This is a genomic window from Bradyrhizobium sp. 35, assembly GCF_023073215.1.
In the GTDB taxonomy this organism is placed as follows: Bacteria; Pseudomonadota; Alphaproteobacteria; order Rhizobiales; family Xanthobacteraceae; genus Bradyrhizobium; species Bradyrhizobium canariense_D.
The window spans coordinates 29,743-53,224 of the sequence record NZ_JADPJC010000011.1 but is presented as its reverse complement, the minus strand read 5'-3'; the positions used below and the strand labels follow the sequence as shown (position 1 = coordinate 53,224).

At 59.4% G+C, this 23,482-nt stretch carries 21 protein-coding genes and 8 pseudogenes; 11 read left to right on the top strand and 18 right to left on the bottom strand.

Annotated features, from left to right (window positions below; genetic code table 11):
* Positions 1 to 322, bottom strand: a pseudogene (locus IVB36_RS01895) (hypothetical protein); the annotation flags it as partial.
* Here IVB36_RS01895 and IVB36_RS01890 point away from each other — a divergent pair.
* Positions 312 to 502: pseudogene (locus tag IVB36_RS01890) on the top strand (IS3 family transposase); the annotation flags it as partial. The pseudogenes IVB36_RS01895 and IVB36_RS01890 overlap by 11 nt on opposite strands.
* 268 nt (positions 503 to 770) lie before the next feature.
* Here IVB36_RS01890 and IVB36_RS01885 read toward each other — a convergent pair.
* Positions 771 to 1,019: pseudogene (locus tag IVB36_RS01885) on the bottom strand (IS21 family transposase); the annotation flags it as partial.
* Positions 1,020 to 1,021: 2 nt separating this feature from the next.
* Positions 1,022 to 1,348: a hypothetical protein gene (locus tag IVB36_RS01880; protein WP_247390407.1), complete on the bottom strand. Its 327-nt coding sequence runs from the start codon at positions 1,346 to 1,348 to the stop codon at positions 1,022 to 1,024.
* 407 nt (positions 1,349 to 1,755) lie between these two features.
* Here IVB36_RS01880 and IVB36_RS01875 point away from each other — a divergent pair.
* Positions 1,756 to 2,886, top strand: a pseudogene (locus tag IVB36_RS01875) (IS21 family transposase); the annotation flags it as partial.
* Positions 2,883 to 3,230 (top strand): annotated as a pseudogene (locus tag IVB36_RS01870) (ATP-binding protein); the annotation flags it as partial. The pseudogenes IVB36_RS01875 and IVB36_RS01870, both read left to right, overlap by 4 nt.
* Before the next feature lie 34 nt (positions 3,231 to 3,264).
* Here the strand turns inward: IVB36_RS01870 and IVB36_RS01865 are convergent.
* The gene (locus IVB36_RS01865) at positions 3,265 to 5,334 is read right to left on the bottom strand and encodes a recombinase family protein (protein WP_247390405.1); all 2,070 of its coding nucleotides are present in this window, start codon (positions 5,332 to 5,334) and stop codon (positions 3,265 to 3,267) included.
* 468 nt (positions 5,335 to 5,802) lie between these two features.
* Between IVB36_RS01865 and IVB36_RS01860 the strand changes: the two are divergent.
* The 5 genes and pseudogenes from IVB36_RS01860 to IVB36_RS01840 all read left to right on the top strand — a co-directional run.
* Positions 5,803 to 6,288 (top strand): annotated as a pseudogene (locus IVB36_RS01860) (ATP-binding protein); the annotation flags it as partial.
* A 559-nt stretch (positions 6,289 to 6,847) separates the two neighbouring features.
* Positions 6,848 to 7,012 carry a hypothetical protein gene (locus IVB36_RS01855; RefSeq protein ID WP_247390403.1) on the top strand — a complete coding sequence of 55 codons (165 nt, stop codon included), beginning with the start codon at positions 6,848 to 6,850 and terminating at the stop codon, positions 7,010 to 7,012.
* Between the two features lie 51 nt (positions 7,013 to 7,063).
* A complete protein-coding gene (locus tag IVB36_RS01850; RefSeq protein ID WP_247390401.1) occupies positions 7,064 to 7,387 on the top strand; it encodes a hypothetical protein in 324 nt (107 codons plus the stop codon).
* An 87-nt stretch (positions 7,388 to 7,474) separates the two neighbouring features.
* On the top strand, positions 7,475 to 7,759 hold the full coding sequence (locus tag IVB36_RS01845) for a hypothetical protein (RefSeq protein WP_247390400.1): 285 nt from the start codon (positions 7,475 to 7,477) through the stop codon (positions 7,757 to 7,759).
* 27 nt (positions 7,760 to 7,786) lie between these two features.
* Positions 7,787 to 8,422 carry a hypothetical protein gene (locus tag IVB36_RS01840; protein WP_247390398.1) on the top strand — a complete coding sequence of 212 codons (636 nt, stop codon included), beginning with the start codon at positions 7,787 to 7,789 and terminating at the stop codon, positions 8,420 to 8,422.
* 901 nt (positions 8,423 to 9,323) lie between these two features.
* Here the strand turns inward: IVB36_RS01840 and IVB36_RS01835 are convergent.
* From IVB36_RS01835 to IVB36_RS01800, 8 genes and pseudogenes are all read right to left on the bottom strand, one after another.
* Positions 9,324 to 10,382 (bottom strand): EscU/YscU/HrcU family type III secretion system export apparatus switch protein, encoded by a 1,059-nt coding sequence (locus IVB36_RS01835; RefSeq protein WP_346731033.1) that lies wholly within the window; start codon positions 10,380 to 10,382, stop codon positions 9,324 to 9,326.
* A gap of 5 nt (positions 10,383 to 10,387) precedes the next feature.
* The gene (gene sctT, locus IVB36_RS01830; RefSeq protein WP_247390395.1) at positions 10,388 to 11,197 is read right to left on the bottom strand and encodes a type III secretion system export apparatus subunit SctT; all 810 of its coding nucleotides are present in this window, start codon (positions 11,195 to 11,197) and stop codon (positions 10,388 to 10,390) included.
* Between the two features lie 78 nt (positions 11,198 to 11,275).
* On the bottom strand, positions 11,276 to 11,536 hold the full coding sequence (gene sctS, locus IVB36_RS01825) for a type III secretion system export apparatus subunit SctS (RefSeq protein WP_247390394.1): 261 nt from the start codon (positions 11,534 to 11,536) through the stop codon (positions 11,276 to 11,278).
* Positions 11,533 to 12,195 carry a type III secretion system export apparatus subunit SctR gene (gene sctR, locus IVB36_RS01820; RefSeq protein ID WP_247334025.1) on the bottom strand — a complete coding sequence of 221 codons (663 nt, stop codon included), beginning with the start codon at positions 12,193 to 12,195 and terminating at the stop codon, positions 11,533 to 11,535. Before sctR ends, sctS begins: the two co-directional genes overlap by 4 nt.
* A complete protein-coding gene (locus IVB36_RS40320) occupies positions 12,192 to 13,178 on the bottom strand; it encodes a FliM/FliN family flagellar motor switch protein (protein ID WP_247390392.1) in 987 nt (328 codons plus the stop codon). Before IVB36_RS40320 ends, sctR begins: the two co-directional genes overlap by 4 nt.
* Positions 13,175 to 13,837, bottom strand: a complete 663-nt coding sequence (locus tag IVB36_RS01810; RefSeq protein ID WP_247390390.1) for a hypothetical protein — start codon at positions 13,835 to 13,837, stop codon at positions 13,175 to 13,177. Before IVB36_RS01810 ends, IVB36_RS40320 begins: the two co-directional genes overlap by 4 nt.
* Positions 13,838 to 14,567: 730 nt before the next feature.
* Positions 14,568 to 14,932: pseudogene (locus tag IVB36_RS01805) on the bottom strand (IS66 family transposase zinc-finger binding domain-containing protein); the annotation flags it as partial.
* A 290-nt stretch (positions 14,933 to 15,222) separates the two neighbouring features.
* Positions 15,223 to 15,834, bottom strand: coding sequence for a hypothetical protein (locus IVB36_RS01800; RefSeq protein ID WP_247390420.1), 612 nt, complete (start codon positions 15,832 to 15,834; stop codon positions 15,223 to 15,225).
* Between IVB36_RS01800 and IVB36_RS01795 the strand changes: the two are divergent.
* Positions 15,796 to 16,000, top strand: a pseudogene (locus tag IVB36_RS01795) (transposase domain-containing protein); the annotation flags it as partial. The gene IVB36_RS01800 and the pseudogene IVB36_RS01795 sit on opposite strands and share 39 nt — an antisense overlap.
* Here IVB36_RS01795 and IVB36_RS01790 read toward each other — a convergent pair.
* The 6 genes from IVB36_RS01790 to IVB36_RS01765 form a co-directional block, all read right to left on the bottom strand.
* On the bottom strand, positions 15,967 to 17,808 hold the full coding sequence (locus IVB36_RS01790; RefSeq protein WP_247390381.1) for a secretin N-terminal domain-containing protein: 1,842 nt from the start codon (positions 17,806 to 17,808) through the stop codon (positions 15,967 to 15,969). The pseudogene IVB36_RS01795 and the gene IVB36_RS01790 overlap by 34 nt on opposite strands.
* 384 nt (positions 17,809 to 18,192) lie before the next feature.
* Positions 18,193 to 18,816 (bottom strand): hypothetical protein, encoded by a 624-nt coding sequence (locus IVB36_RS01785; RefSeq protein WP_247390379.1) that lies wholly within the window; start codon positions 18,814 to 18,816, stop codon positions 18,193 to 18,195.
* Positions 18,817 to 18,866: 50 nt separating this feature from the next.
* Positions 18,867 to 19,967, bottom strand: coding sequence for a hypothetical protein (locus tag IVB36_RS01780; protein ID WP_247390377.1), 1,101 nt, complete (start codon positions 19,965 to 19,967; stop codon positions 18,867 to 18,869).
* A gap of 42 nt (positions 19,968 to 20,009) precedes the next feature.
* Positions 20,010 to 20,993 carry a hypothetical protein gene (locus IVB36_RS01775; protein WP_247390375.1) on the bottom strand — a complete coding sequence of 328 codons (984 nt, stop codon included), beginning with the start codon at positions 20,991 to 20,993 and terminating at the stop codon, positions 20,010 to 20,012.
* Positions 20,994 to 21,000: 7 nt separating this feature from the next.
* Positions 21,001 to 21,522: a SycD/LcrH family type III secretion system chaperone gene (locus tag IVB36_RS01770; protein WP_247390373.1), complete on the bottom strand. Its 522-nt coding sequence runs from the start codon at positions 21,520 to 21,522 to the stop codon at positions 21,001 to 21,003.
* Positions 21,519 to 21,794 (bottom strand): hypothetical protein, encoded by a 276-nt coding sequence (locus IVB36_RS01765; protein ID WP_247334012.1) that lies wholly within the window; start codon positions 21,792 to 21,794, stop codon positions 21,519 to 21,521. Before IVB36_RS01765 ends, IVB36_RS01770 begins: the two co-directional genes overlap by 4 nt.
* 839 nt (positions 21,795 to 22,633) lie before the next feature.
* Between IVB36_RS01765 and IVB36_RS01760 the strand changes: the two genes are divergently transcribed.
* Together IVB36_RS01760 and IVB36_RS01755 are read left to right on the top strand one after the other, a co-directional pair.
* On the top strand, positions 22,634 to 23,014 hold the full coding sequence (locus IVB36_RS01760; protein ID WP_247390371.1) for a hypothetical protein: 381 nt from the start codon (positions 22,634 to 22,636) through the stop codon (positions 23,012 to 23,014).
* An 86-nt stretch (positions 23,015 to 23,100) separates the two neighbouring features.
* Positions 23,101 to 23,478: an EscI/YscI/HrpB family type III secretion system inner rod protein gene (locus IVB36_RS01755; protein ID WP_247390369.1), complete on the top strand. Its 378-nt coding sequence runs from the start codon at positions 23,101 to 23,103 to the stop codon at positions 23,476 to 23,478.
* The last annotated feature ends 4 nt before the right edge of the window (positions 23,479 to 23,482 follow it).

Sequence of the window (23,482 nt, the reverse complement as noted above, 5' to 3'; positions counted from 1 at the left end):
CGCCAGAAAGCGGGGCAGCTGATGGCGTTCGATCCTTCAACGCTACATCGAGAAGCGCAGAAAGCGCCGCAAGTGCATCGATCCTAACAAGCGGCTGAGTTGTCAGAAACCCGGCGTCATGGCATGCCGTCCGGTCGAACATCCATGCGGGAACTTCCAGCCAACGGTCTGCTTGCGATCCGTCCAGGGTGCAGCGAAAAACGACATCGTCGGCCTTGTCGATGGCCCCATGAACGCAAACTCGGCGCCCAAACCAAGGATGATGCCGATAAAGAACCTCGCGAAGAACGGTCCTGTGGGCGTTCTCAAACGCGTTGTACAACGATGCACGCCCACACTCGCGACTCGGATGGAAGACGCCTTCCGAGTTCGCCTTCACCTGCCATCCGCGACGGGATCCGGCGCTGCGCTGCGCTATGCCGAGGGCTCCGCGCCAGCTCCCGTCGCTGCCACCGCCCAACCGGGCAAATCCAACAGCCAGAGCGAACTCAGGTCTGGATAAAACTTGGGGGCAAGGTCAACCCGTGCTGGAAAAGGGAGACCATCCCCACAATCACCACGCCCACATCCTGCTTACCTTGCGGCAAGCAACACCGGAAGGATTGCGGCGGGTGAAGACCCGCGAGTGGAACAGCGACAGGGGCCCTTGTTGAGTGGCGGGCTCTTTGGGCCGAGCACCAGAACCGGGCGCTGGAGCGCGCCGACGTCGCCGAGCGGTTATTGGATGCCGCTCGGCAACGGCGGCTTCGTCATCAGCAACGTTCCGCAGCGCAGGCGACCGGATCGACCAGATAGTGGCTGCACATCTGCAAGAAGCGGCGATTGTAGAGACGCCCTTTACCGACGAAGATCGTCTCTACCGCGGTCTTCATGTTGTCGTAGATGCCGCGAGTGCAGGTGCCTTTGAACAGGGCGAACGCCCGGTCGTGGGCGTCGAACACCATCTCCTGCGTCTCCCGCGGATAGGCTCGCACGAACAGCATGCGGCTGTGACAGAGCCGGACATGGGCGGCCTTCACCATCACCGTGGTGCCGCTCCCCAACCGAGCGCGGCCGCGTGTGCGCCCGATTCCAGCTCGGCGATCAGAGGCGTCAGATCGGACACGTTCTGCAGCCTCTGGCGTTCCTCTTTTCGGCGCGCTTGCGCGGCTCTCGTCGCATCCTCCTGGCGCCACGTTTCGACCGTGCAGCGCGTAAGCCTCTCGAGCAGAGAAGCATATTCGCAACGCTCGACCCGATCGTAGGTCGACCAATATGCGTCGGGATCACTTCCACCGTTGACGATTTCGACGACGACGGCGAGTAGCCATGGCCGCCCAGAAGGTGCGATATCGTCGGCCTGCCGCAAGAGATCTTCGACGACCGCTGCGGAAGGGATTCGACAGGCAAGCGTGATGAACTTGTTGGTTGGAAGCCAAGGCCCGTCGGTTTCGTTCGCGGAAGCGATGATCTCGTTGAAGAATGCGACCTCGCGCGCCGGACAGTTCTCCAGCCATGTCTTGAATGCCTTCGCTGCCTCTGGCTTCAGGGACGACAGCCCGCCTCTTCGAGTGTTCGCAATCCACCGCCACAATGAAGTCGCCCTCGGCGCAGGGGTCGTCCGGATTGCCGCTGCAAGCGCGTAATCCAAGGAATGTCCGACTTCGACGCGATGGTCGCGTTGATTGTCATTGCCGGGCCGAGCCGGCATCCAGTCCGCGAGCGGTATTTCGAAGAGCTCGGGCATGGGATCGGCTTCGATTCGATCTTGCAATGGGCTTGTCCGACTTCACCGACACGAGCGTGCTCGGCATCACCGTCGCCGGCGTCGTGCTGGGACATCGGCTATACCACTTCCGGCTCGCCTTCTCGGGCTTCGAGCATGCCCATGTCGTGCTCGGCGGCGAGAGTTTTGTCGCGCTGGCTGAGGGTTTGCAGAATGCGCTGTGGGTGCTGGGGGGAGCGCCGCGCGAGCATCGTAGTGATAGTCTCTCGGCGGCATTCCGCAACTTGGACCGCGACGCGGAGGCAGATCTGACGCTGCGCTATCAGGAGCTGATGCGTCACTACGACATGATACCGAGCCGTAACAACCTCGGTGTTGCGCACGAGAATGGCTCCATTGAGAGTTCGCATGGGCAGAAGGCGCTGCAGGATGCACTGCTGCTGCGCGGCAGCCGCGACTTCGATCACCTGGACGGATATCGCCGCTTCGTCGACGAGATCGTTGGCCGACGCAATGCCAACAATCGCAAGCGGATCGAGTTGGAGCGACCAGCGCTCACTGCGCTACCCAGGCGCCGGACGGCCGATTACGAGGAGAAGATCGTCACCGTCACGTCGAGCGGCGGCTTCATCCTGCGCCGCGTCTTCTACACCGCGCCGTCACGGCTGATCGGCCATCGCCTGCGCGTGCATGTTTATGATGAGCGGCTCGAGTGCTTCCTCGGCGCAACGCCGATGATGACGCTGCGGCGGGGCCGGCCGGTATCGGAGAGCAAGGGCGGTCACGTCGTCGATTATCATCATGTGATCCACGCGCTGCGCAAGAAGCCGATGGCGCTCAACAATCTGGTCTACCGCGATCAGTTGTTCCCGCGTCCGGCCTATGCACGAGCCTTCGAGGCATTGCACCAGAGCCTGGGCGACAAGCGCGCCTGCAAGTCGACCGTCGAGTTGCTGGCGCTCGCACACGATCGCGGCTGCGAAGCCGAACTGGCAGAATTGATCGAGGCCGAATTGGTTGTGGGGCGATTGCCAGATTTGGCATTGTTGCGTGAACGGTTCGCTCCAAATCCGGCATCCGTACCGGCGATCAACGTGGCGTTCGTCACACTCAGCAGCTACGACGAACTCGCGGCCGTCCGCGCCGTCAGCCCGACCTCCAACCGGGAGGCTGTGGCATGACGACGACCAACCCTGTTGTTGATGCCGCCCGCGTCGAACTCCTGTTGCATGAGTTGCGCCTGCCGAGCATCAGGCTGATGTGGGCCAAGCTCGCCGAGCAATCCGACAAGGAGGGTTGGCCGGCGGCCCGCTTCCTCGCGGCGCTCGCCGAGCACGAGATGGCCGACCGTGGCCGCCGCCGCTTCGAGCGGCATCTCATCGAGGCGCGGCTGCCTGCCGGCAAGACGCTCGCCAGCTTCGACTTCGAGGCAGTGCCAATGGGCTCGAAGGCGCAGGTGATGGCGCTGGCGTCCGGCGATGCCTGGTTGGAGAAGGGCGCCAATATCCTGCTGTTCTGCCCGCCCGAGTCAGATTCATACTGCCCATCTCGCTACCCCCTTAGAGTTGAAGCTCTTTTTGACCCGGATCGCCAGACGATGGCCGCCGGAACCGCCGCGCATGCGCGGCGCGCTTGACATCGGGATGTTCCAGATCAACCGCTTTGATCATCCACGGTGCGCCTTTGCACAGCTGCTGCGCAGGCAAGCTCTGTTCTTCGATCAGACGGCGAACCGTCGAAGGACTGACTTTCAACGCAGTTGCAGCTTCGTCCAAAGTGACATCTCCACGCTCGGCGCGCTCGCCTTCTCGGTAGGCCGCGATGGCGTGTTGGTTGCGCAGGCTGCGAACGCGGACACGGGTCCAACTGTTGCCCCGCCCCGTCGACTTACTGGCGCGGTTGAGAACCGCGGCGATGGTGCTGTCGGGCATCTGACGCGCGAGGACACGAACGAGATCGACCACATCTGCCGCGGTGCTCCAGCGGTGCTCGCCGGTGCGGTTCTTCCTCACCTGCAATGCCGTGTGATCGCCGCCATGCCAGTGGACAATCAAGTCCAGCACCTCGTCGCGGATGCGCACAACAATCTCATGGATCAAGCTTCGGATGATCCTCTTGCGCGTCGCAGCCGTTGCACCCGGACTTTCCCAAGCTCTCTCGAGATCGGCACCAAGCGCAAGTAAGCGATCGCGATCGATGTCGCTCAAGGTCATCTCCGGCGTAGCCAGCAATGTCTCGCGCTCGCCCTCAAGCTCGCGGACAGCGACCAGGCGTTCGTTCCAGCGCCGCTCCAGCTCGCCGGCAACAAGGCGATTGTCCGGATCGACAGCCTCGTATCGCCGACGAGCGCGAGTTGCCTCGTAGCGTGCCTGCTCCAGAGTCAACTCGAGCTGACGCAGCTTGTCGGCGTGTTCACGCCCGCGCGCTTCCATGGCTGCCAGCGCCGCCTGTACACCCAGCGGCTGCAGCCGCGCGATGACCTCCGCGCTGATCGCGCGATCCGCGCGCAGACCGCCGAATGAGATGCACGGATCTCCACCATGGTTGATCTGGCTACCGCGGCAATGATAGCGCCCGACAGTACTGTGCGTGCCGCTGTAGGCAACGTGAAGTTTGCGGCCGCAGTGGCCGCAACGAAGAAGCCCCGCGAGAAGGCCTTCGCCGCGGCGGACCGAGCCACGACTCATGAAGCTTTTTCCGTTGGCGTTGTCGGTGATCAGGCGCTGATTCCTCTCGAACTCCGCCCACGTAATGTAGCCTTCATGGTGGTCCTTGATCAAAACCTCCCAGTCGTTTCGCTCGCGCCGGAAGCCCCGCACGATCCTCTTGCGGCCGGCCTCGATCGTCACCCGACTGCCCGAGCGCCCGAAAACATAGGCGCCAGCATAGGCGGGATTGGTCAGGATGTGGTAGATCGTATTGTACACTGGTAACTTCCATTCGACGTGGCGGCCCTCGGGGCCATGGCCGACCGCGGGCAAAGTGATTCGCTCCTGCCGTAACCAGAGGTGGACCTGGCGCAGTGTCTGCATCTCCGCAAACTTGGTGAACACGAGTGCGAGCGCCTCCTGAATGCGCCGATCAGGGTCCTTCTCGATCCGATCGTGGGAGACCTTGAGATAGCCGATGGCGACGTTGAGGAAGAGCTCACCCCTGCGTGCCTTTTGCTTCAAGGCTTCAAGCGAGCGTTGCCGAAAGATAGACAGCTCCATCTCGCTCATCGTGCCCTTCATGCCGAGCAGAAGGCGATCGTTGGGGTAGCGCGGATCGTAAACGCCATCCTCATCGACGATCAGTGTTCCAACGAGCCCGCAGAACTCCAGGAGCGTATGCCAATCCCTGCCGTTGCGGGCCAGCCGAGAGGCCTCAATCGAGACCACAGCGCCAACTCGCCCTTCGCAAATGGTGGCGAGCAGCTTCTCGAACCCGGGACGCGCGATGCCGCCACCAGAGCGACCGAGATCTTCGTCGATTACGACCACCTCGCTCCAGCCCAGCTGCCGCGCACGGTTGGCCAAGCCGTACTGGCGGCGCTGGCTCTCGCGGTTGTTGATAACCTGGTCGGCCGTCGACTGACGAATGTAGACGACGGCCTGACGAGCAAGGTGCTCAGGCGTGATCTTGCTCACCGCTGTCCTCCCGGTTGTGTGCCTCGACTGCGCTGTCGGTGAGCGCTTCGGTCAGAAGCTCCTTTAAGAGCTCCAGCATTTGCTGATGGGCTTCGATTGGATGCTGCTGTATGTCGGAGGGCTCTCGAACAGATCCCCCTGACGACGTGATGCGTCCGCCATGACCGCCTCCTCGCGAATGGGACGATTCCCTGGAAGAGGAGGCTAAGAGCGCGTCGACAAGAAGACGCGCCTCCAGTAGACGATCCACCGGAAGCCGCGGTTCAGCTTTGACATGGAAGGAAGCGGCGGCGGGAGCCGCCATCCATGCCGGCAGCAGCGTTAACGTGGCGTCAGGTTGTCTGATAACAAAATGCGTCTCACTCCCAAGTCGCTTGCAGGCGACAACGACGACTGACACTCCGCATCGCGGATGGAACGGGTAAAGGATCTCCACCTCAGATCCCAGACACCCGGCATTATGACGCTGGTCCGCCTGGCGGCGGCAAGAGCCATTTGTCGGCAGCGCTCGGGCTCGCTTTGGTCGAGAGTGGATGGCGCGTGCTGTTTGCCCGCACCACCGATCTCGTGCAACAGCTCCAAGTCGCTCGTCGCGAACTGGCACTCGAAAGCGCGATCGCCAAGCTCGACCGCTACGATCTGCTCATCCTCGACGACATCGCCTACGTCACCAAGGATCAAGCCGAAACCAGCGTGCTGTTCGAGTTGATCGCCGCACGTTATGAGCGGAGATCCATGCTGATCACCGCCAATCAGCCATTTGGCGAATGGGGCAAGATCTTCCCCGACCAAGCTATGACCCTCGCCGCCATCGATCGCCTTGTCCATCACGCAACGATCCTGGAGATGAATGTCGAAAGCTATCGTCGCCGCGAGGCCCTCGATCGAAAGCGCGGTCGCGGCCGGCCACCAACCCACGCGACAACCAAGGAAACGGAAAAGGCCGAAGACTGATTGACGCTCCGCGTCAATCAAAGCCTTGCCAAGACCGCGGCCAGCGTCAATTATCCATCCGCTCGGCTGCCTCGTCTCATCCAGATTGTCGCGCCGTTCTCATCCAGATTGTCGCGCGATACCTGAGAGGCGGATCAGAAAAGCGTTGTATCGACGAGGTCTATCCGTCCCGGATGCAAGATACAAACGCGGCACCGCATAGGCGTGCGGAGCTTGATGGGGCTCGACTTCGCGAGGTGATGGGAACTCTCGATCGCGCGTGTCGATCTCAGAATTTCTATGCGTTCTCAACTGCTGTGGTGGATCGTCTCGCCTCCTACGGCCACAGTGCCGTCAAGGCTTGAGCCTGATAGCTAGGCTGGGCAAGGCCTTCGGCAAGGGCAGCTAGGCGCCGCTGGAGGTCGCGCGAGAGTCCTCCCATGCCTGCGCCGAGACGTCGCAGGGCCGAGACGCGATGCTCAGGGTCGTTAAATCCCTCCGCCAGGGCAACGAGGCGCTCCTGAACTGCGGGCGCAACCCGTGCCAAGCTCCCCCCGAGGCTCTGCAAAGCCGAAACACGATGCGCAGGGTCGTCAAGCGCCTCGGCCAGGGCGACGAGGCGCTTCTGGAGCTCGGGCGCAAACTCCGCCAGGCGCTCTCCGAGGCCTTGCAAGGCCGCGACACGATGCCCAGGGCTAAACACCTCGGCAAAGCCAACGAGGCGCTCCTGGAGCGGGACGGCTAGCCGGCCTACACGCGCCCTTAGGGCCCATAGCGCCGAGAGGCGATCCATGGGTTGAGCCAGCCGCTCAGCGAGGGCAACGAGGCGCAGCTGGAAGTCGGGCGGAAGCCCTCCTACATGCATTCCAAGAGCCCACAGGGCCGAGACGCGATGCTCGGGCTCGTTAAGCCGCTCGGCGAGGGTGAGCAGGCGCCCCTGGAGCTCGGGCGCAAGCCCTTCCACACCCACTCCGAGGCTTCGCAGGGCCGAGACACGATGCTCGGGCTCGTCAAGCTGCTCGGCGAGGGTAATGAGGCGCTCTTGCAGTGGGGCTGCAATCCCTCCTACGCGCACGCCAAGGCTCTCCAAGGCTTGAGCACGATGCTCGGACTCGTTTAGCCCTTCGGCGAGAGTGACGAGGCGCCTTTGGAGTGCGGGCGCAAGGTCTGCCACGCGCACTCCGAGGCCCTCCACCGCAGAGACCCGATGCGCGGAGTCGTGAAGTCCTTCGGCGAGAGTGATGAGGCGTTCCTGGAGCGCGGGCGTCAGCTCTCCGACGCCCGTGAGGCTCGCCAGGGCTTGGGCGCGATGCTCGGGGTCGTCAAGCCCCTCGGTGAGGACGACGAGGCGCTCATGGAACCCGGGCGCAAACTCTCCCACATGCGCTCCGATACCCTCCATAGCTTGAGCGCGATGCTCGGGGTGGTTAAGCTCCTCGGCGAGGACGACGAGGCGCTCATGGAGGGCGGGCGAAAGCCTTGCCACGCCTGATCCGAGGCTCCACACGGCCGAGACGCGATGCTCCGGATCGTTAAGTCCCTCGGCGAGGACAACGAGGCGCTCTTGCAGCGTGGACGCAAAGTCTCCGATGTGTTCCCCGAGGCCCTCGATGGCGGAAACGCGATGCTCGGGGTCGTCAAGCCCCTCGGCGAGGGCAACAAGGCGCTCCTGCTGTGCGCGCGTAAGCTGTCCTGCGCGCGCTCCGAGGCCCGCGATGACGGAGGCGCGATGCTCCGGGTCATCAAGCCCCTCGGCGAGGATGAAGAGGCGCGCTTGGAGCGCGGGCGAAAGCCTTGCCACGTGCGCTCCGAGGCCCAACAAGGCCGAGACGCGATGCTCGGGAGCGTTAAGCTGCTCGGCGAGGGCAACGAGGCGCCCTTGGAGCGTGGGCGCAAGCTCTTCCAAGCGTGCCCCGAGGTCCTCTATGACGGAGACGCGCTGCTCGGGGTCGTTAAGCCCTTCGGCGAGTGCAACGAGGTGCTCCTGCTGCCCCCTGGTCAGGCAATTGACGTTGGGCGCGAGCGTTCGGATCGCACCGGAATTTATCAGCGCACCAAAGCGATCCGCGATGCCTGGGCGAGGCGTCGTCACCCTGTCCCAGACGGATTGAACCCGGATAGCTCTCTGGCGCGTTTCGTGAAGCTCCGGAGATAGCTGGGCGGCATCACGCAGTTGGCGACCTGCCCGCGACGTCATCAACAGATCGATCGGGCTGAGCTGCTCGGCAATCACACCGAGTACGTCCAGCGTCAGATGAGGGCCGCGTCCCTCAACAGGCAGTGCACCAGCATTTGATCCGTGAGGGTCAGAACGTGTCTGCTCCACGGCAGAATGGGATGGGCCGGCTCCTTCGAGGTCAATCGCTGGCCGAGTGGGAGAATCGTCCGCGCTGTCAACTTCGTCAGTGTCATATGCCACGATCGGCGCCTTGCCGCGTTCGTCAATACCCTTCATGATCCACCTCCTGCAAAGCGACAAACTGGATGAGTCCTCGTATTGCTGCACGACGATCATCATCCGGGCTGCCGCCGATAAAGGCGCGCGAGCCGTTCTTCCTAACGATCGCCTTTCGGTCGCTGAAGCACCCAGTCGACAAATATCTCTCCGCGCAGCGTCACCTCGTCGAGTGCTGTCTAGGCAAACTGAAGTAGTTTCGTCGCGTGACAACCCGCAACGCTAGGCTTCCGCAAGCATCTCGCTACCGTCACTGTCACAGCTACGCTGCTATGGCCGATAAATGTTCAAGTGACCGCGAAGAGCATCAATTATTCCGGCTTAAAGTTGATATGTATGAGTCGAGGGGCTCTCCAAGAGAGCCCACTCGCGTCGACGTGCATCTTGGCAGCAAGACGTCGAGGCCGATGGGACCGTCGCATTGGGCGGCGCCCATTCCTTTCCCACGTACGTGAAGATAGAGGCTCGCAATCTCCAGAACAAATAGATGTTCGTTATGAAGCAATATCTCTTGCCTATGGCTGCTACAAGAACCGCAGATCCGTCGCACCGGCGGCATGTTTCGGGCTGTTGAAAACTGCGAGCAACCATCAAGCTGAAGTCAGGACCGATAACCGGTCTCAGCCGCCAGTTTTCCGAGCGCCCGCAGAACCGTCGCGAGAGGTACAATCAGGTGCGATGGAATATACTCATCCACCAGGCCGTCCTTCAGGAGCGTGCGCGCTAGCGGAATGTTTCGCATCACCGGCACCCCCGCAGCGGCCGCGGCATCAATCATTTGCTGCGCCAAGCGATCGGTACCTATGGCATCGATCATGGGCAGGGGGGTGCGCTGCCGATCGTAGTAGATCGCCACTGCAATATGTGTGGGATTGGTGATCAACACGGTCGCTCTACGCGACTGCTCAATCGCGTCCTTGGCTAACAATTGCGAATGGAGGCGCCTGCGTCGGTCTTTGATCAGAGGGTCGCCCTCATTTTCCTTAGCTTCTCGTTTCACTTCGTCCAGCGACATCAAATTCTTGTTCGTGAACTGCCATCGCTGGAACGCAAAATCCGCAATTGCCACCACAAGATAGCTCGCCCCCACATAACCAGCAATCCCGAGCAGCAGGTTACCCGTCACGGCACTTAGGCACGATATGCCACAGCTCGGCGTCCACACAAGCGCATGCACACCTTGGCGCAGCACAAGCATTATGACGAGGCCGAGTATCAGCACCTTCACGATCGCCTTACCCAGATCGACGAGATTCTGCAGCGAGACTATCCTTCTGACGTTCTCACCGGGGCTCAGCTTTTTCAGCGACGGTGTGACAGCCTCGGGGGAGAAAATCGCCCCGTTCTGCAGCAGGTTAGCGCCCACGCCAAGGACCAGGACGATGCCGAGGAAAGGTGCGACCATACTTTGTACTTCACCGAAATAAAACTCGAGTAGCTGTCGGCTGACAATTAGGAAGTCCTCTTCAATAAACGATACGGGCAACAGGATCGTTGCCTTAAGTCGGTCTACTAGGCCAGGCAAAGAGGCGAAGAACAGCGCGAAGAACCCAAGGGTCACGGCCGCCGACACGACATCCTTACTGTGCGGAACCTGTCCCTTCTTGCGCAAGTCCCGCAGCCTCCTGGGGGTCGGCTTTTCGGTCTTTCTGCCGGTCACGACAATCACCTGGCGATGCGATTGACGATCGCGAAAGGCGACGGCATATGCTTGTCGGCATTGGCCAAAACAATCGTGAGCGATAGAATCAGCAGCAGAAGGGCGACTGCGCTCTTGACCGGCATGGCGAGAAAGAAGACCTCCAGTTGCGGCGCGAACCGGCTGACCAGAGCCAAGCCCAACTCGCTGAGAAACATCGCAACGATGGCTGGACCGGCGAGAAGCAATGTCAGCAGCATCACGAGGTCTGCAAGATCTAACATACCGGTGACGAAGGCCGGACCAAATGCAGGATGAAAGCTCCACAGCGGCCAGATGTCATGGGAGCGATAGAGCGCTTCTAGTAGTTTGGAAAAGCCGCCGCTGACGAACAGCCAAGTAGCGTAAAGCTGAGCTAGGAAGGTCCCAAGCGGCGAGTCCAAATTGAGGTTTCCCGGGCTCAAGAGGCTTGTCATCGTGGCCCCCCTCTGGTGGTCAATGAACGTGCCCGCGGTTTCCACACCCCACATAGTAGCGGCAACTGGCATGCCCAGGAGGCACCCGAGCAAGAGTTCCTTGAGCCCCAGGCCCAGGATCGGTGTTAGACGTGTGATGTCGAGATCCGCAGGCCTCGTTGTCCAAGCAAACACCATTATCGGGAGCGCCAATGCCATGATCATGCCGTTGCGCGCTAGCGCTGTCACCATGCCGCGTCCCAGAAAGGGCATGACCAGCATGATCCCTGTCACACGCGCTATCGCAAGCGCAAGAACAACAAGGAAAGTATGCAGATGAGCCAGATCAAGTGGCGACATGGCATGGATTGGTCGAGCCATGGACAGCCAGCTGGCGCCATTGCTCCTGTTGCGTGCCGCGCGGTGGGAGGCAATCGAGCAAGTCCCTGGAGCCTTAGCCTACATCCCGGCGATCTGGTCGAAGATGTTCACCGTATACCGGTTTAGTTCGCCGAACCAATTCGCGGTCGCGACCAGTATCAGGCTCACGCATATCAGCTTCGCCGCGAAGGAGAGTGTCTGCTCCTGAACTTGGGTCAGAGCTTGCACAACACTAACGATCAGTCCGACGCCCGTAGCGACGAGGACTGTGGGCATCGACAGGACAAGTGTCAGCTTGAGCGCGCCAATGGCGATGTTGGTGAGTGTGGCGGTATTCATGGTGCTGCTCCCGTGTAGGAAAAGATGAGGCCATGAATTAGGCGCTGCCACCCGTTCACGGCAACGAACAGGAACAGCTTGAATGGCAAGGATATGGTCATTGGCGAAACCATCATCATGCCCATTGCCAGAAGGATGTTCGAAACGACGAGATCGATGACGATAAAGGGCAGAAACAATAAGAAGCCGATCTTGAACGCGTCCTCCAGTTCGGATGTGATGAAAGTCGGAATCAAGATTATGAATTCGCTGCCCGTTATGGCGGCGGCGTCCTCCTTGCTCCACAATCCCCGAGTCGCATTGACGAAGAATTGCCGTTCCCGTTGCGACGTGTTCTTCAGGAGAAAATTGCGAAGGGGCTCAGCAGCTAGCGTAATCGTTGTCCCCAGTTCGCGGAGATCTTGGGATGCGATTGGCTTGTCGCGCACTGCTTCATACGCACCTTTGGCCACTGGCTGCATGATGTAGGCCGAGAGCAGGATGGCGATCGCATTCAGCGCCATGTTCGGCGGAATGTTCTGAACGCCGAGGGCATTGCGAATGAGCCCAAAGACGACGACGAGCTTCACGTAAGAGGTGACGGTAATCGCAACGAAGGGGGCGATCGCAATGGCGGCGATTAGGAAGATCAGCGTCGTGGGATCAGGCAGCTCCATCATCGTTCTGCTCGTGCTAATCGCAAGTCCAGCACGCGCACACCTGTTCGTTCGGCGATGCGCACCAGTTCACCGGTTGCGACGACCTGGCCATTGACGCGCAAGCTGATATTGGTAGTGGCATCAAAACCAAGATCCAGCACCTGCCCGATAGCCAATTCGCGAAGCTGCCTAAGCGACATGGTCAGGCGTCCAGCATCCACATCAACGGGTAGGTCAATGCTGTCGAAGGTTTCCGGTGGGAGCGGATCCGGTCTATCCATCATACAGTCCACAGCTGAAAGGACGGTAAGGCGGCCATTGCAGATCGAGGCGCGAAAGCAAGGATCGCCAGAGAGGCATAGGAGAACAGTTATGATGCCGTCATTACCCACCGGGCTGGTATCCAGCAGGATGACGTCACCTGACGCGAGTTGATGCAGATCCGTCAAGATAAGGCTGATGGGCTCGACCAGCAGAACGAGAGAAAGGGACAGATCATCGAGCGCGGCGCATACGACCGGAAGCCCAGAGCAACAGTCGGCGATCCATTGCAGTCCGCTGCCATCGAATTCGACCAGCCCGAGGATGTCGCTTGGACGCTCCAAGCGAAGAATCTCAAATGCGTACGGAAACCCTTCAGTGCTTTCGGCCGAAGACCAGATCGGCCGATGCCCACACCATTGTTCCACCTGGATCGCGAGATCTCGGAAGATAATGTCGAACAGGATTTCTCGCAGGCCGTCACCCGGAGGCAATGCGGTAATTTCCGGCCAATGTTGCACAGCCACCGCCGGAAGGAGCGTCGAGTCAATTGCGACTCGAATCCTGTGGCCGCGTGGGCGCATCAAAGCCCGGCAGTAATCCGCTGGAAGCCGCGGAGGTGTCGAGCCTGGCATGACAGCTTCCACGTCGATGCCAGCGATGTTGAAGGGGACTGGCAGACGTGTAGCAAGACGCGAAACGGCGGCAGCCTCACGTGGGCCATAGCAGGGTAGATCGATCACGCGCCCTTCTCAACTTTATAGTAGAATAGCGTCTCAAATGCGCGAGATCGCCGGTTACTGCCTTGTTCGTCCAATATTGAGCTGCAGGCGACGACGACCAGCAGGATGCGCATTTCAAGCTGATCGGACAAATCGCGCGCAAATGGATAGCCATGTACCTGCAGGATAGGCCAAAGCCGCTCGGATTCGATGCAAACCCTCAGGGTATCATGCTGGAAACTGACGATTACACGCGCATTGCCGAACAATTCGCGGTTCAGCATGATCTGCACCCCAGTATTGCCGGCATAGTCGCGGCTGACCAAAGTGCGCTCGGTGATCCTCCTGGTCAACTCGGCGAGTTCAACCGATCGTGACAGCTTTTCGGGCGCTCGCCGGCGCTGTATAGGGCTCGGCATGGCACCGATGATTGAATCGGCAATCAAGGGAGAAGACGTGGCGCTTTCGCTTTCGGCCAGATCATGCGGATCATTGTCGAAATCCTTGCAATTGGGTGCGCGATCGGATCCCTCGCAAGCGTCTAAGTTCGTCTCTTCGATCATTTGCGAGAACCAAGCGATATCCCCGGCACGCACGCACGTCGGCACCGGGGCCGCCACCGCAATTGAACGGTCACGTGGCGTGATGCACGACATCGCAGCCCTTTTCGCTAGTTGCATCCAACTCCCTCCGCTGAGTTTGACCGCTATGGGAATGCGTTACCTGGCGCAGCCGCGTTGACGCGCTCGGCAGGAAACTCCATTCACCATCACGGCGACTTACCGAACCACAAAAGTAGTTTTCACTGGGCCTACGTCTCCAGGACATCGTATTTGTCGGAACCTACTTCCTAGGAGAAGAGCAGGCAGCCGCTCAACGGAGTAGCATCCACCTCTCCATCTACTCACGGTCGACCAGAAGCCAATACAATTTCGATATGGTGTCAGCTGATGACGTTATGCCTTTCAGGAACAACATGCTCAGCGTCCGATGGCCGATTTGAATGAGCAGAGACCTGTGCGATTTTCGGAGGTCACTCACACATTCGGCTGATCGGCATGACGTCCCGTGACTGGCAAGGGTCTTCGCGGCGTGCTTGTCTGGTGAGACGCAGGCCATGTTATGTTTGGAGTGCTGGCCGACTAAGATGGACTCGATTTTCGATTCAGAGGCTTGACTGGAAACAGTCGCGCCGTTTGACAGATGGGCCGGTTAGTGTCCCGGCGTCTCGTGTGCGTGGAAAGCAATGATGCTTGCAAGCGAAGCGGTTACCGGATGGCTATGATCAGTTCACGATGGCTTGCAGTGCGACCGCTCGTCCGGAGTATCCCCGATCCCGGATGAGGCGTGGTCCATCTTTTTGGTGGCTGAGCTTAATCGAAGCGAAGTGTCCGATCCGTACGGAGTCGAAAGGCGCGCTTCCGTCGGAATGCCTCCTTCAATGATATGGGCCGGCGCCGGCGCCTGACGACGCCGTCCGCGTTCCTGAAGGCGTACTTCGGACGACGCGTGACGATCACACGGAACTTCGCCGGCACCACATCCAGACGCTCCGCCAGACGACGCTCACCGCCTTCGAGGAACTCCTTGGACCAGCCATAGTACATTGAGGCGGCAATGCCCTCGCGCCGGCACAGCTCGGGAATATTCTCCTCGCCCCGCAGCCCTTCCAACCGGGTCTTCTCTTCAGCTGAATACTGCCCGCGTGTCTGGCGCCGAATGTCCTTTACCACTTGTTCTGCCGGCGCTTTGCGCGGTCCGGGTTTCTGCTTCATCTTCGCTCTTGGCGGCTACGGTGAACCAGAAATCCTACCCCTCCGCAAAACCGTTCAATTTGTCTCACAAGCCCTGACGGCGAACACATCGCCGCTGCGATGCTCTGGATTAGAGCCGTCAACGCGACCTAGCTTTCCCAAGGTGAATGGCTTTCAACATAGAGCGGTCAGCTTCCAACTAAGAAGCCGGTTCAAGCGGTCCCGCCACGCGGGGTCCATTTCACGGCATCCTATTGCCGGGAGGCGCGGTCGGCGGCATACCGGAACTGGATGTATCGAACATCTGATGCTCATGATGTGCTTTTAAAGCGAGCCATTCCGTCCAGGAAATGGCATCCGCTTCTTACCTGGCGTTCTATGATCTGTGCACATTGCACTTTGTCGGAATTGTGCAACATGTCTGCCAGGGTCATCAGCAGCGTTGTACGCCCCATGCCGCTCCGGCAATGAACATGCAAATGAACATCACCCGTATGAGCGACGTTTCGCAACTCCGATACAAGTTTATCTATTTCAGCATCGGTGGGGCGCGCATGATCTGGTGTCGGAATGCGCAGATACGCCGCACCCTTTCTTTTAACTAATTCCTCTTCCGTTTCTATTTTCACTTTACCGAAGTCGAGAGCCTTTGGAGGCGCCGAAGAAGCCTTTCCCTTTACGACACTCCCGGATTCTATGGTCAGACCAGAAGGAAATTTAGTCGGTAGTTTTGCGAGCTTCTTTGTCTCCTTCGCGGGAATAATGTCAGCAGGCTTTTCCACGTTACCCCAATTGTAATTATCTGCAGCAAACCAGGATATTGGTTCTCCATTTGCGAATCCATGGAACTCTTGCCTAGTATCTATAATGACGAGTCGTTTTGAAACGCGCCGCTTGCCGGATCCGGCGGTGGGACCGAACACTGGACTGTCGTCGCGTCCCAGGTCGAGACCTGCAAGCTTAACGATGTCGATCCGCTTGCGTAACTCTGACGTCCTGATTAAGGTCACCAACGGACATCCCAACCGCGACATCGTACAGTTTCTGTCCTGCGCCTACCGCGCCCAAGCCCCCAAAGCCGTGGCCTGAGAACGACGCCCACGTTGGGGCGTCAGGTGCCGGCCGAGATCGGGGGCTAGCGATTCGAACTTCTCCCGCAGTTCCTCAGTCAAAGCCCGCGCATCGGCGCCACTCTCAACCACCCGAGGATTCAGTAACACCAAGAGCTCGGTTCGGTCCTTGGCGTGCTCCGTGCTGCCGAATAGAGGCCCCAACAACGGAATGTCCTTCAGCACGGGAGCCCCAGAATCCATCCGGTTGGTGCTATCCTGCATCAAACCGCCGATCGCGATCGTATCACCGTTTCGTGTCGATACGGTGCTTTGGAGGCGACGTACCGAAATGACCGGGGATTGGACGTTGGTCAGTGTGTTCTTGTTCGCCGTACTGACCTCCTGAAAGGTGTCGAGCGTCACGCTACCCCCGGCGCCGATGCGAGGTGTTACAGCCAAAATGACCCCCGTGTCGCGCAGTTCGACGTCGCTCACGATTGATGAACTCTGGCTTAGCGTGGATTGTGAGGATCGCGTGAGGACCGGAACCTGATCGCCCACTTCAATTGTCGCGGTTTGGTTGTCAACTGTGAGAATACGTGGCGCCGATACGACCTTGACGTCCCCGAGGCCACTTAGCGCGCGTAGCACAACGTTGACATCCCTATTTGGGAACACATAGGACAAACCACCTTGTGGAACGGCACCCAAATCCAGAGAGGAGAGAAGATAGTCGACACCGTATCGCAAATGATCGCTCAACCGCACCTCCGCGACAATGACCTGGATCAGGACCTGCCGCGGCTTGACGTCAAGCCGATGAACTGCGGTTTCGATGATTTTGTCGTCGTTCGGCGTTGCTAAGATCACGAGTGCATTTTGGCTGGGATCCGCCTGGATCCGGACCGGCGCCGACAGGCCAAGACTGACTGCGGAGACCACCGCATCGTCCTTTGCTTGCGTTGTTGACGCGGCCGCATCTGATCTTTCGTCCGACAGGCCGGGAACGTTTAGGGGCAAACTCGATCGATCGGATGCGCTTCCGATTGACAACTTTCCAAACGCTCCCGCGGGCTGCGCGCGAGATACGGCACTGGGCGGCTGAGCGCCAAAGATTCGTGCTAGTACCTGCGCCACTTCCGTAGCCCTTCGGTACCGAAGTGGACGCACGTGAACGTTTGCCGCCGCCGCCGACGTCTTATCCAGCTTGGCGATAACCCGACGAACTTGCTGAAGTACCGCAGGGTCGTCCGCTACCACAAGAATGCCGTTCAGCCGCTCGAGTGGCGCAAGCCGAACGCGCACTCTGCCCTGGTCATTCTGGTTGAACAAGAAACTGAGTTCTCGCTCTACCGCGGCCGGACTCGCCTGAGCCAGCGTATATAGCGCAAAGGATTTGTGAGCCATAGCATCGGTGTCAAGTAAACCGATGAGTTCGCGCACGGAACTCACCGAGCCGGGCGGCCCACTGATGGCAATACCTTGTTCTCCCGGCGCGGGTGTCAGACGCACGCTCTCCTCGACGTTTGGTCGGATCACCTTGATGACGTCGGCTGGATCGACATAGCGAACGGGAATCACTTGAACATCGCTTCGTACTCCGCCGGCGAGGTCGACCAAGCGCCCCACCCGAACTCCGCGGTCAACCACGGCCAGTCCGTAGCCGTACGGTGCTAGCGCTTGGTCGAGCAATCGCGGCACATCACTCACGGGGATTTTGCCCGAGGTCCGAAGTGTCATTTTTCCCCCAACGCCCGGATCGATGATGACGGGCATGCTCATAATCTCGCCCACGACGTCAATCACAACTTGCCGAATATCGGCATTTGCGTAGTCGAGGCTCACGCGAGTGCTATCGGAGGTGACCGGCAGCCGCCGCTCCACCGAGGCGGTGACCGGCCGAGTCGGCGGCTGTGCCAGCAGTTCAAAGCTACGTGCTTGCGGTTTCCCCGCCGAGAGGGAGGGCTCCGACGCATGCCAGCGGACGCTTGGCGAAGACAGCAGAACACCGCGTTCAGCAATCGGGTCGGAGCCGGCACATTGGGTGAGTAGCAGACAAAGGAGGGTTAGCAAAATCCTGTTAGACATTGAGGAAGTAGCGTTCCCGCGAAAGAATGCGCATCCATCCAACTTTCCATCCAGCGCCGCGCCCGCGCTCATTGCGACTGTGAGGACAGTCGGGCAGAACAGGGATGACGACCCCGTTGCACTACTTGTTGGTGCGGCCTCTCAACGAGAGTTGCCAATAATCATCTCCTTGATCTTTTGATCTTTCGAAAGAAGGTTGGACATCAGTTCAGCAACCTGATTGAGCTTATCCAGCAGCCCCTGCAGGTAAATCAACGCCATCTGTCCTTCGCTGTTGGCACCGTCAATCGATGCCTTAAGATTCTGGATGGCAGCATCGAATTGAGGCTGCACACCTCTCTTGCCGCCATTTTGCGTGTCGTCGAACATAAGTTCGAACCTATGGCTATTGAGGTTTACGCCCCAAGTTAAACTCCTTTTCTGCTGGTCCTCAGTTGCCTCGATGGGAATGCCTTTTTGGCGCATCCATTCAAACACATCCTGGGTCTTGCCCTGCGAATCGACGAAGGTGCCGTAGTCCTTAGCCGTCTTTTCATCGGTCGGGCGATTGGCCCGCAGGGCCGCCAATGCCTTATTCATATCCTTCAGCAAATTGTTTCGCGCTTGCATATCGTCGTATTCGGATCGGACGTGATTCAGGTAGATGTCATGCCGTTCCATCAGAACCAGCATCATGATCGAGCACAAAGGCAGGCCACCCGGGAGAACATTTCCTACGCTGTTGGCCGACGCATAGGGCTGGTATCCAGAAATTGCATTGATCATCTTACGCCATTCTCAAAGCTCAGACGTTTGTCGTCGAACGTGCATTGCACTCAAGCCATATTGACGATCTTGCTTCTCGCCTCGGTATCGGCACGACGAATTTCAGCAAGCTTGCCCAGAAAGTCCTGAATCACCGTCTCATAGCTTGCCATGAATTCACTCTCGTCCTCCATCTGCGCCCGCGCCTTGGTGCCGTCCGCCTCTAGCTTCGCCTTCTCCTCCTGGTAGTGCGTCGCGCCCATGTTCAGGCCGGCTCCCGGAAGCTTAAAGGCTTCTGTTGCGATTGTGACCATGCCATTCCATCTCATCGACGCCTGCTGGGCTGCTGTCTGTGCCTGGACAGCGCGCGTAAACTCAAGAGGGTCCGTCGTGCTATCGGGCGCGTCCAGCCTAAGTGGGTCGCCAGGTGTATTGCCTCTGCTCGATGATGTGCCCCCATCCAGACGTGTCATCTCGATGTTGTCTTCCGAGGGCCGCGCCTCGCGCTCCGGAGCTCGGGTAGATTGCGCTTTGCCGTGAGGCGTGTCGTAGAGCTCCGGCCCGCCTTCCGGTTTGTCTAAGCGCTGCGTTCGACATGAAGGGCTGTTCGGGGGCGTCTCCACACTAGACTTCGGGAGCGGCGTCTGGATCTTGGCCTTGTACAGCTCGTCGAAGCGCGCCTGAATCTGGCGAGCACCCTTGAGGTTCACACCGGCGCCTAACATCGCGCCGCCAGAAATGGCTATTGCGCCGAACAACTGGCATAGTCCTGAATTACGAAGCGCCTTGGCTGCGGCTTCCTGCGCAGCGATCTCGACGTTAAGCGCAGCCGACCGGTCCGACCTCGCCGCCTTGCGGAACTCCGCATTGAGCCGAACGATGAGCGCGGCGACTGCTGATATGTCGTTCCCCGTAGCAAAGTCCTTCAGCTTGACCTGGATGTTGGAAAGCTTCTCGTGGATCACAACGTCCGCGAAATTCGGTACACCAACCGATCCCCAACCCCGCGCCCCCTCAACGGGATCTGTAAGAGGGCGAGTGATCTCGCCTTCTGGCGCGTTTCTGCCGCGGACCGTAGCAGAGCTCGGCACGCGCGGAAATTGTTGATGCGAGGCAGGATCCAACAGGTCGCACCCGCCAACGGTCGTTTCACGCTCGATCGCAAATACCATAGCTACATTCCTCAAGTTCGATAAGTGGCCCCACGCAGCCTGTCAGGCGAAGTGCCTTACGAGATTGGCGTTGGAGTCACTCTGCCTCTCAATCGCCTCGGCAACCCTCTGTGTGGTCATCGTCCTGTCGAGAAGCAACTGCTTGATGAAGTCCATTTCATCGTTTTGCAGTGCTCTCAATCCTGCAATGCACTTGCTAATGTCCAACGTTTCCGCTTGGGCGTCCGTTGCCTCCTTCTGTTGGATGCCATTGGCGGTACCGGCGCCAGCCTGGCCCAGCGATGCCACTGCCTCGCCGACTCGAGCCGCCGTCGAAACTCTCTGGCCTATCTGAACAGCCTTGACAGAGCTAGACGGTATCAAGGCGGTGATCCGCAATCCACTCGCAGCTCCATTAACGAAGCCGGCGCCGACCGTTAGCACCGAGATAGCAAATATGATGCCAAACGTGATGAGCGCGCCCGAGGTTTTGGCCTTGCCGCCCTCGATTCCGTCTTTCTCGAGACTCTTCACAATTGCCGCGGTCATCCTATCGATGACCCCCGTCTCGATGAGAGTCGCCACTCCAACGCTCACTGCCGCCGCCATGACTGCAAGAGTTCCGCCAGTGGCGACGGCAGCCAGGACCGTCAATCCGACCGCCAGCCATCCGAAGAACTTCATGATGCCGGAGCTCTTCTTTGCTTCTGCCAATCTTTTTGCCGCTTCAATGATGCTTTTAGCGGTTTTCTCGTGCAACTGCCTTTGCTGCTCTCCCCAGTGTCGCGCGTCCTCTATTCCGGCTGCGACCTGTCCATCCGTCATCTTGGTCTTCAGAGCCAGAAACGTGGCAAGGAGGTCAATCGCATCGAATGCACGTGGTGCTGGTAAGCTTGGAATCGAACCTGACGCGACAGCCTCTCCGGAAACCGGTTGCAGCAACAGGTTGGCGTCGGTCTTGCGGTCATTGCCCGACAGACCGGTGGCGGAGGCACTGAATGGCAGCGACCCGACTTCAGGGAGTGTTTTGCTCGTCAAAGCCCTCATGTTCACTCTATCCATGGCTGGACCCTAGTTGGGATTTGAGGCGATTAAGCATCATCAGCCCACGCCCGGCCAAAGCCTTGTGTTCGGGCCTTCCGACACTCAGCGCCAAGGCATTTTCGAGTGCGGTGATGGCCGCTGTGGGATGATTTAGTTTGATGAAGCATTCCGCAGCTCGAAGCGGGATCTGCGGGTTCTCACTATCCAGGAGCCTGGCCAGCCGGTAGGCGTGCATGGCGTTCTCTGGGTCCCCAAGCATCTGACTACTAGCAGCCAGACCAAACCAGAATCGTGCGTCGATGTGCCGGTGTAGGCACAAGAAGCGAAAGAAATTCCGCGCCTCTTCGTACTTGCCGCAAGAATAGTAGCGATGGCCAAATACATATAGGGCCTCAAGCTCATCGTCCGTGATCCCAATGACGCTAGCTAGGTCCGCGGGCCCTGCCACGAAGTCGATGGCGAGCTGTGCCAGCCGCTCGGTGTCTGTCGCATCACCACCATTCAATAGCTCACCGTCCGCCATCCTCATCATGTCACACTCCGTTGAGACGGCTTGGTGCTTGGAACATGCGACATTGATTGGGGGGCTGGCAGGATGTGACTGAGCGCCGCCTGCTCGTCCGCATACGCCCTTTGAAACGCTTCGTCCTGATCGGCGACAAATGCAGAAATTGAAGCGGCACTCATAGTGGTGTCGCCCAACGGGCAAGCACTACGGCCAAGTTGTTCGCGAGCCCGCGTCAAGAGACTATCCATCTGTGCGATGGTCTGTCGCGCAGCCTCCATCGTGTTATCGAGGTTCATTGCTCCTCCCAGACGGTCTCCTTGGCAACGCACTGTAGCGCTTGCAGGATTCGAAACCGCTTGCGCCACCAGCCCCGCTCAAAGGGGCAACGACCTGCTCTCAGGAGCGAGCGCTCAAGGCCACCGACAGGCATCGTCTGCTGCCGATGATAAGATGTGCCAGAATCCCCTTTCTCCTCACGACGAGAACTTTCCCGCAACTGGCCTAATGGCATTCCCCCGTGTCCCGGTTGGATCAACGCCTCCGCACGTCACTACTAGAGGCGGCGCATGGCGCAAAATACTTGATCGCTATGGAGGCATAGGCGCCCGGTATGGATCGGTGCGTCTCGGTGCGAGCGCTTGAGACGGCGGGCTAGCCCTGAAGTACGTGTCGTTGCGTTAAACAGCCGTTCGGCACGAACTCGTCGCCGTGTAGTACGCATTTTTGGCCTTAAGCAGGTAACGATGAGGATCGCATTGACGGCGGATTGGGTTCTGCAGTCGCCTTGGACGAAACGCCGCGAGCAGCTCACACTTCGTGCCGGACCGAGCGGCTGGCGGAGGGCGCCACTATCCATAGGCTACCGTTATGACTCCATGCCCGTATTGTATTGGCGCCGAGCGAGACGCCGAATTAGATCATTGTGAGAATAGATCGCTTGCAGCGCGCAACGCCACTCGGCAGACGGTCTCGTTATGTGGTGGCGAAATGAGTGCTTGGTCGCGGCACGTGTTGCGAGCGTGCGCACTTTCGGAGCTCAGGCGCGATGTTTTCCCGGCGGAGGTCGGTGGCAGGATATGACATGGATGATCGGCAAACGACACATGGCTTGGTTAGGGACAGGGATTCGGTATGTATGTCTTTGTTGTCGACTTGTGCGACACCCGACAGTCGCTCCGGCCTGCTGCGACGTCTCACCGAGGCGGCGTTCTTGGCTTGTGTCACGAACGACGTGGTGAGGGCGAGGCGGATTGCGAAGGGACTTGAGGTCGTTGCGCCGGGCAGCCGGGAGTGTGTCATTGCTTATGCGGTTGCAGATCTGACGGCAGGCGATGTTGCAGCAGCGCTGGAACGCCTCGATCCTCTTGCCAAGGCGAATGATGCATATGGGATGGCGTTTCAGGCGCTGGCTCTTGGGCTTAATGGACGCCTAAGCGAACGCGATACTGTGCTCAGGAGCCTGCCAAGCGGCCAGCCCGGCCTCGAGGGGTTCCTCACAGCCTTGGGCCAGACCTAGCCAGCCCATACCGCAGGAAAGGACATCTAATGAGCAGCGTAGGTAGTATCCTCCCGCAAACAGGGCCAGCCTTTTTGGCGGTCGAGATGCCAGTCACATCGAAAGTATCGGCTGAATACGTCGAGGCGTTTCGAGCCGCACTCGAGCCGCCTGTGCCATCGCAGCGAGCTGACGAACCGCTGATCATGGCTGGAGGCGAGCTGACGGAGGAGGGAGGGGGGGCGCTCGTTCCTCGCCTATCCGATGATATCCTCAGTGGCATGGAAAAACTGAGCGCCGGTTTTGCAGAATCCATGCAAGGCGTGCACAGGGCCGCCGAAGCCATGAACGCGGGGAGCATCCGCTCGGCTGAATGGCTCGATGCGCAGGTCCAGCTGTCAGCTATGGGCCTGCAATACGACATCGTGACCAAGGTGGTTGGGAAGGCGACCCACACTCTTAACACTTTCCTGAGCGGCCAATGAGCCA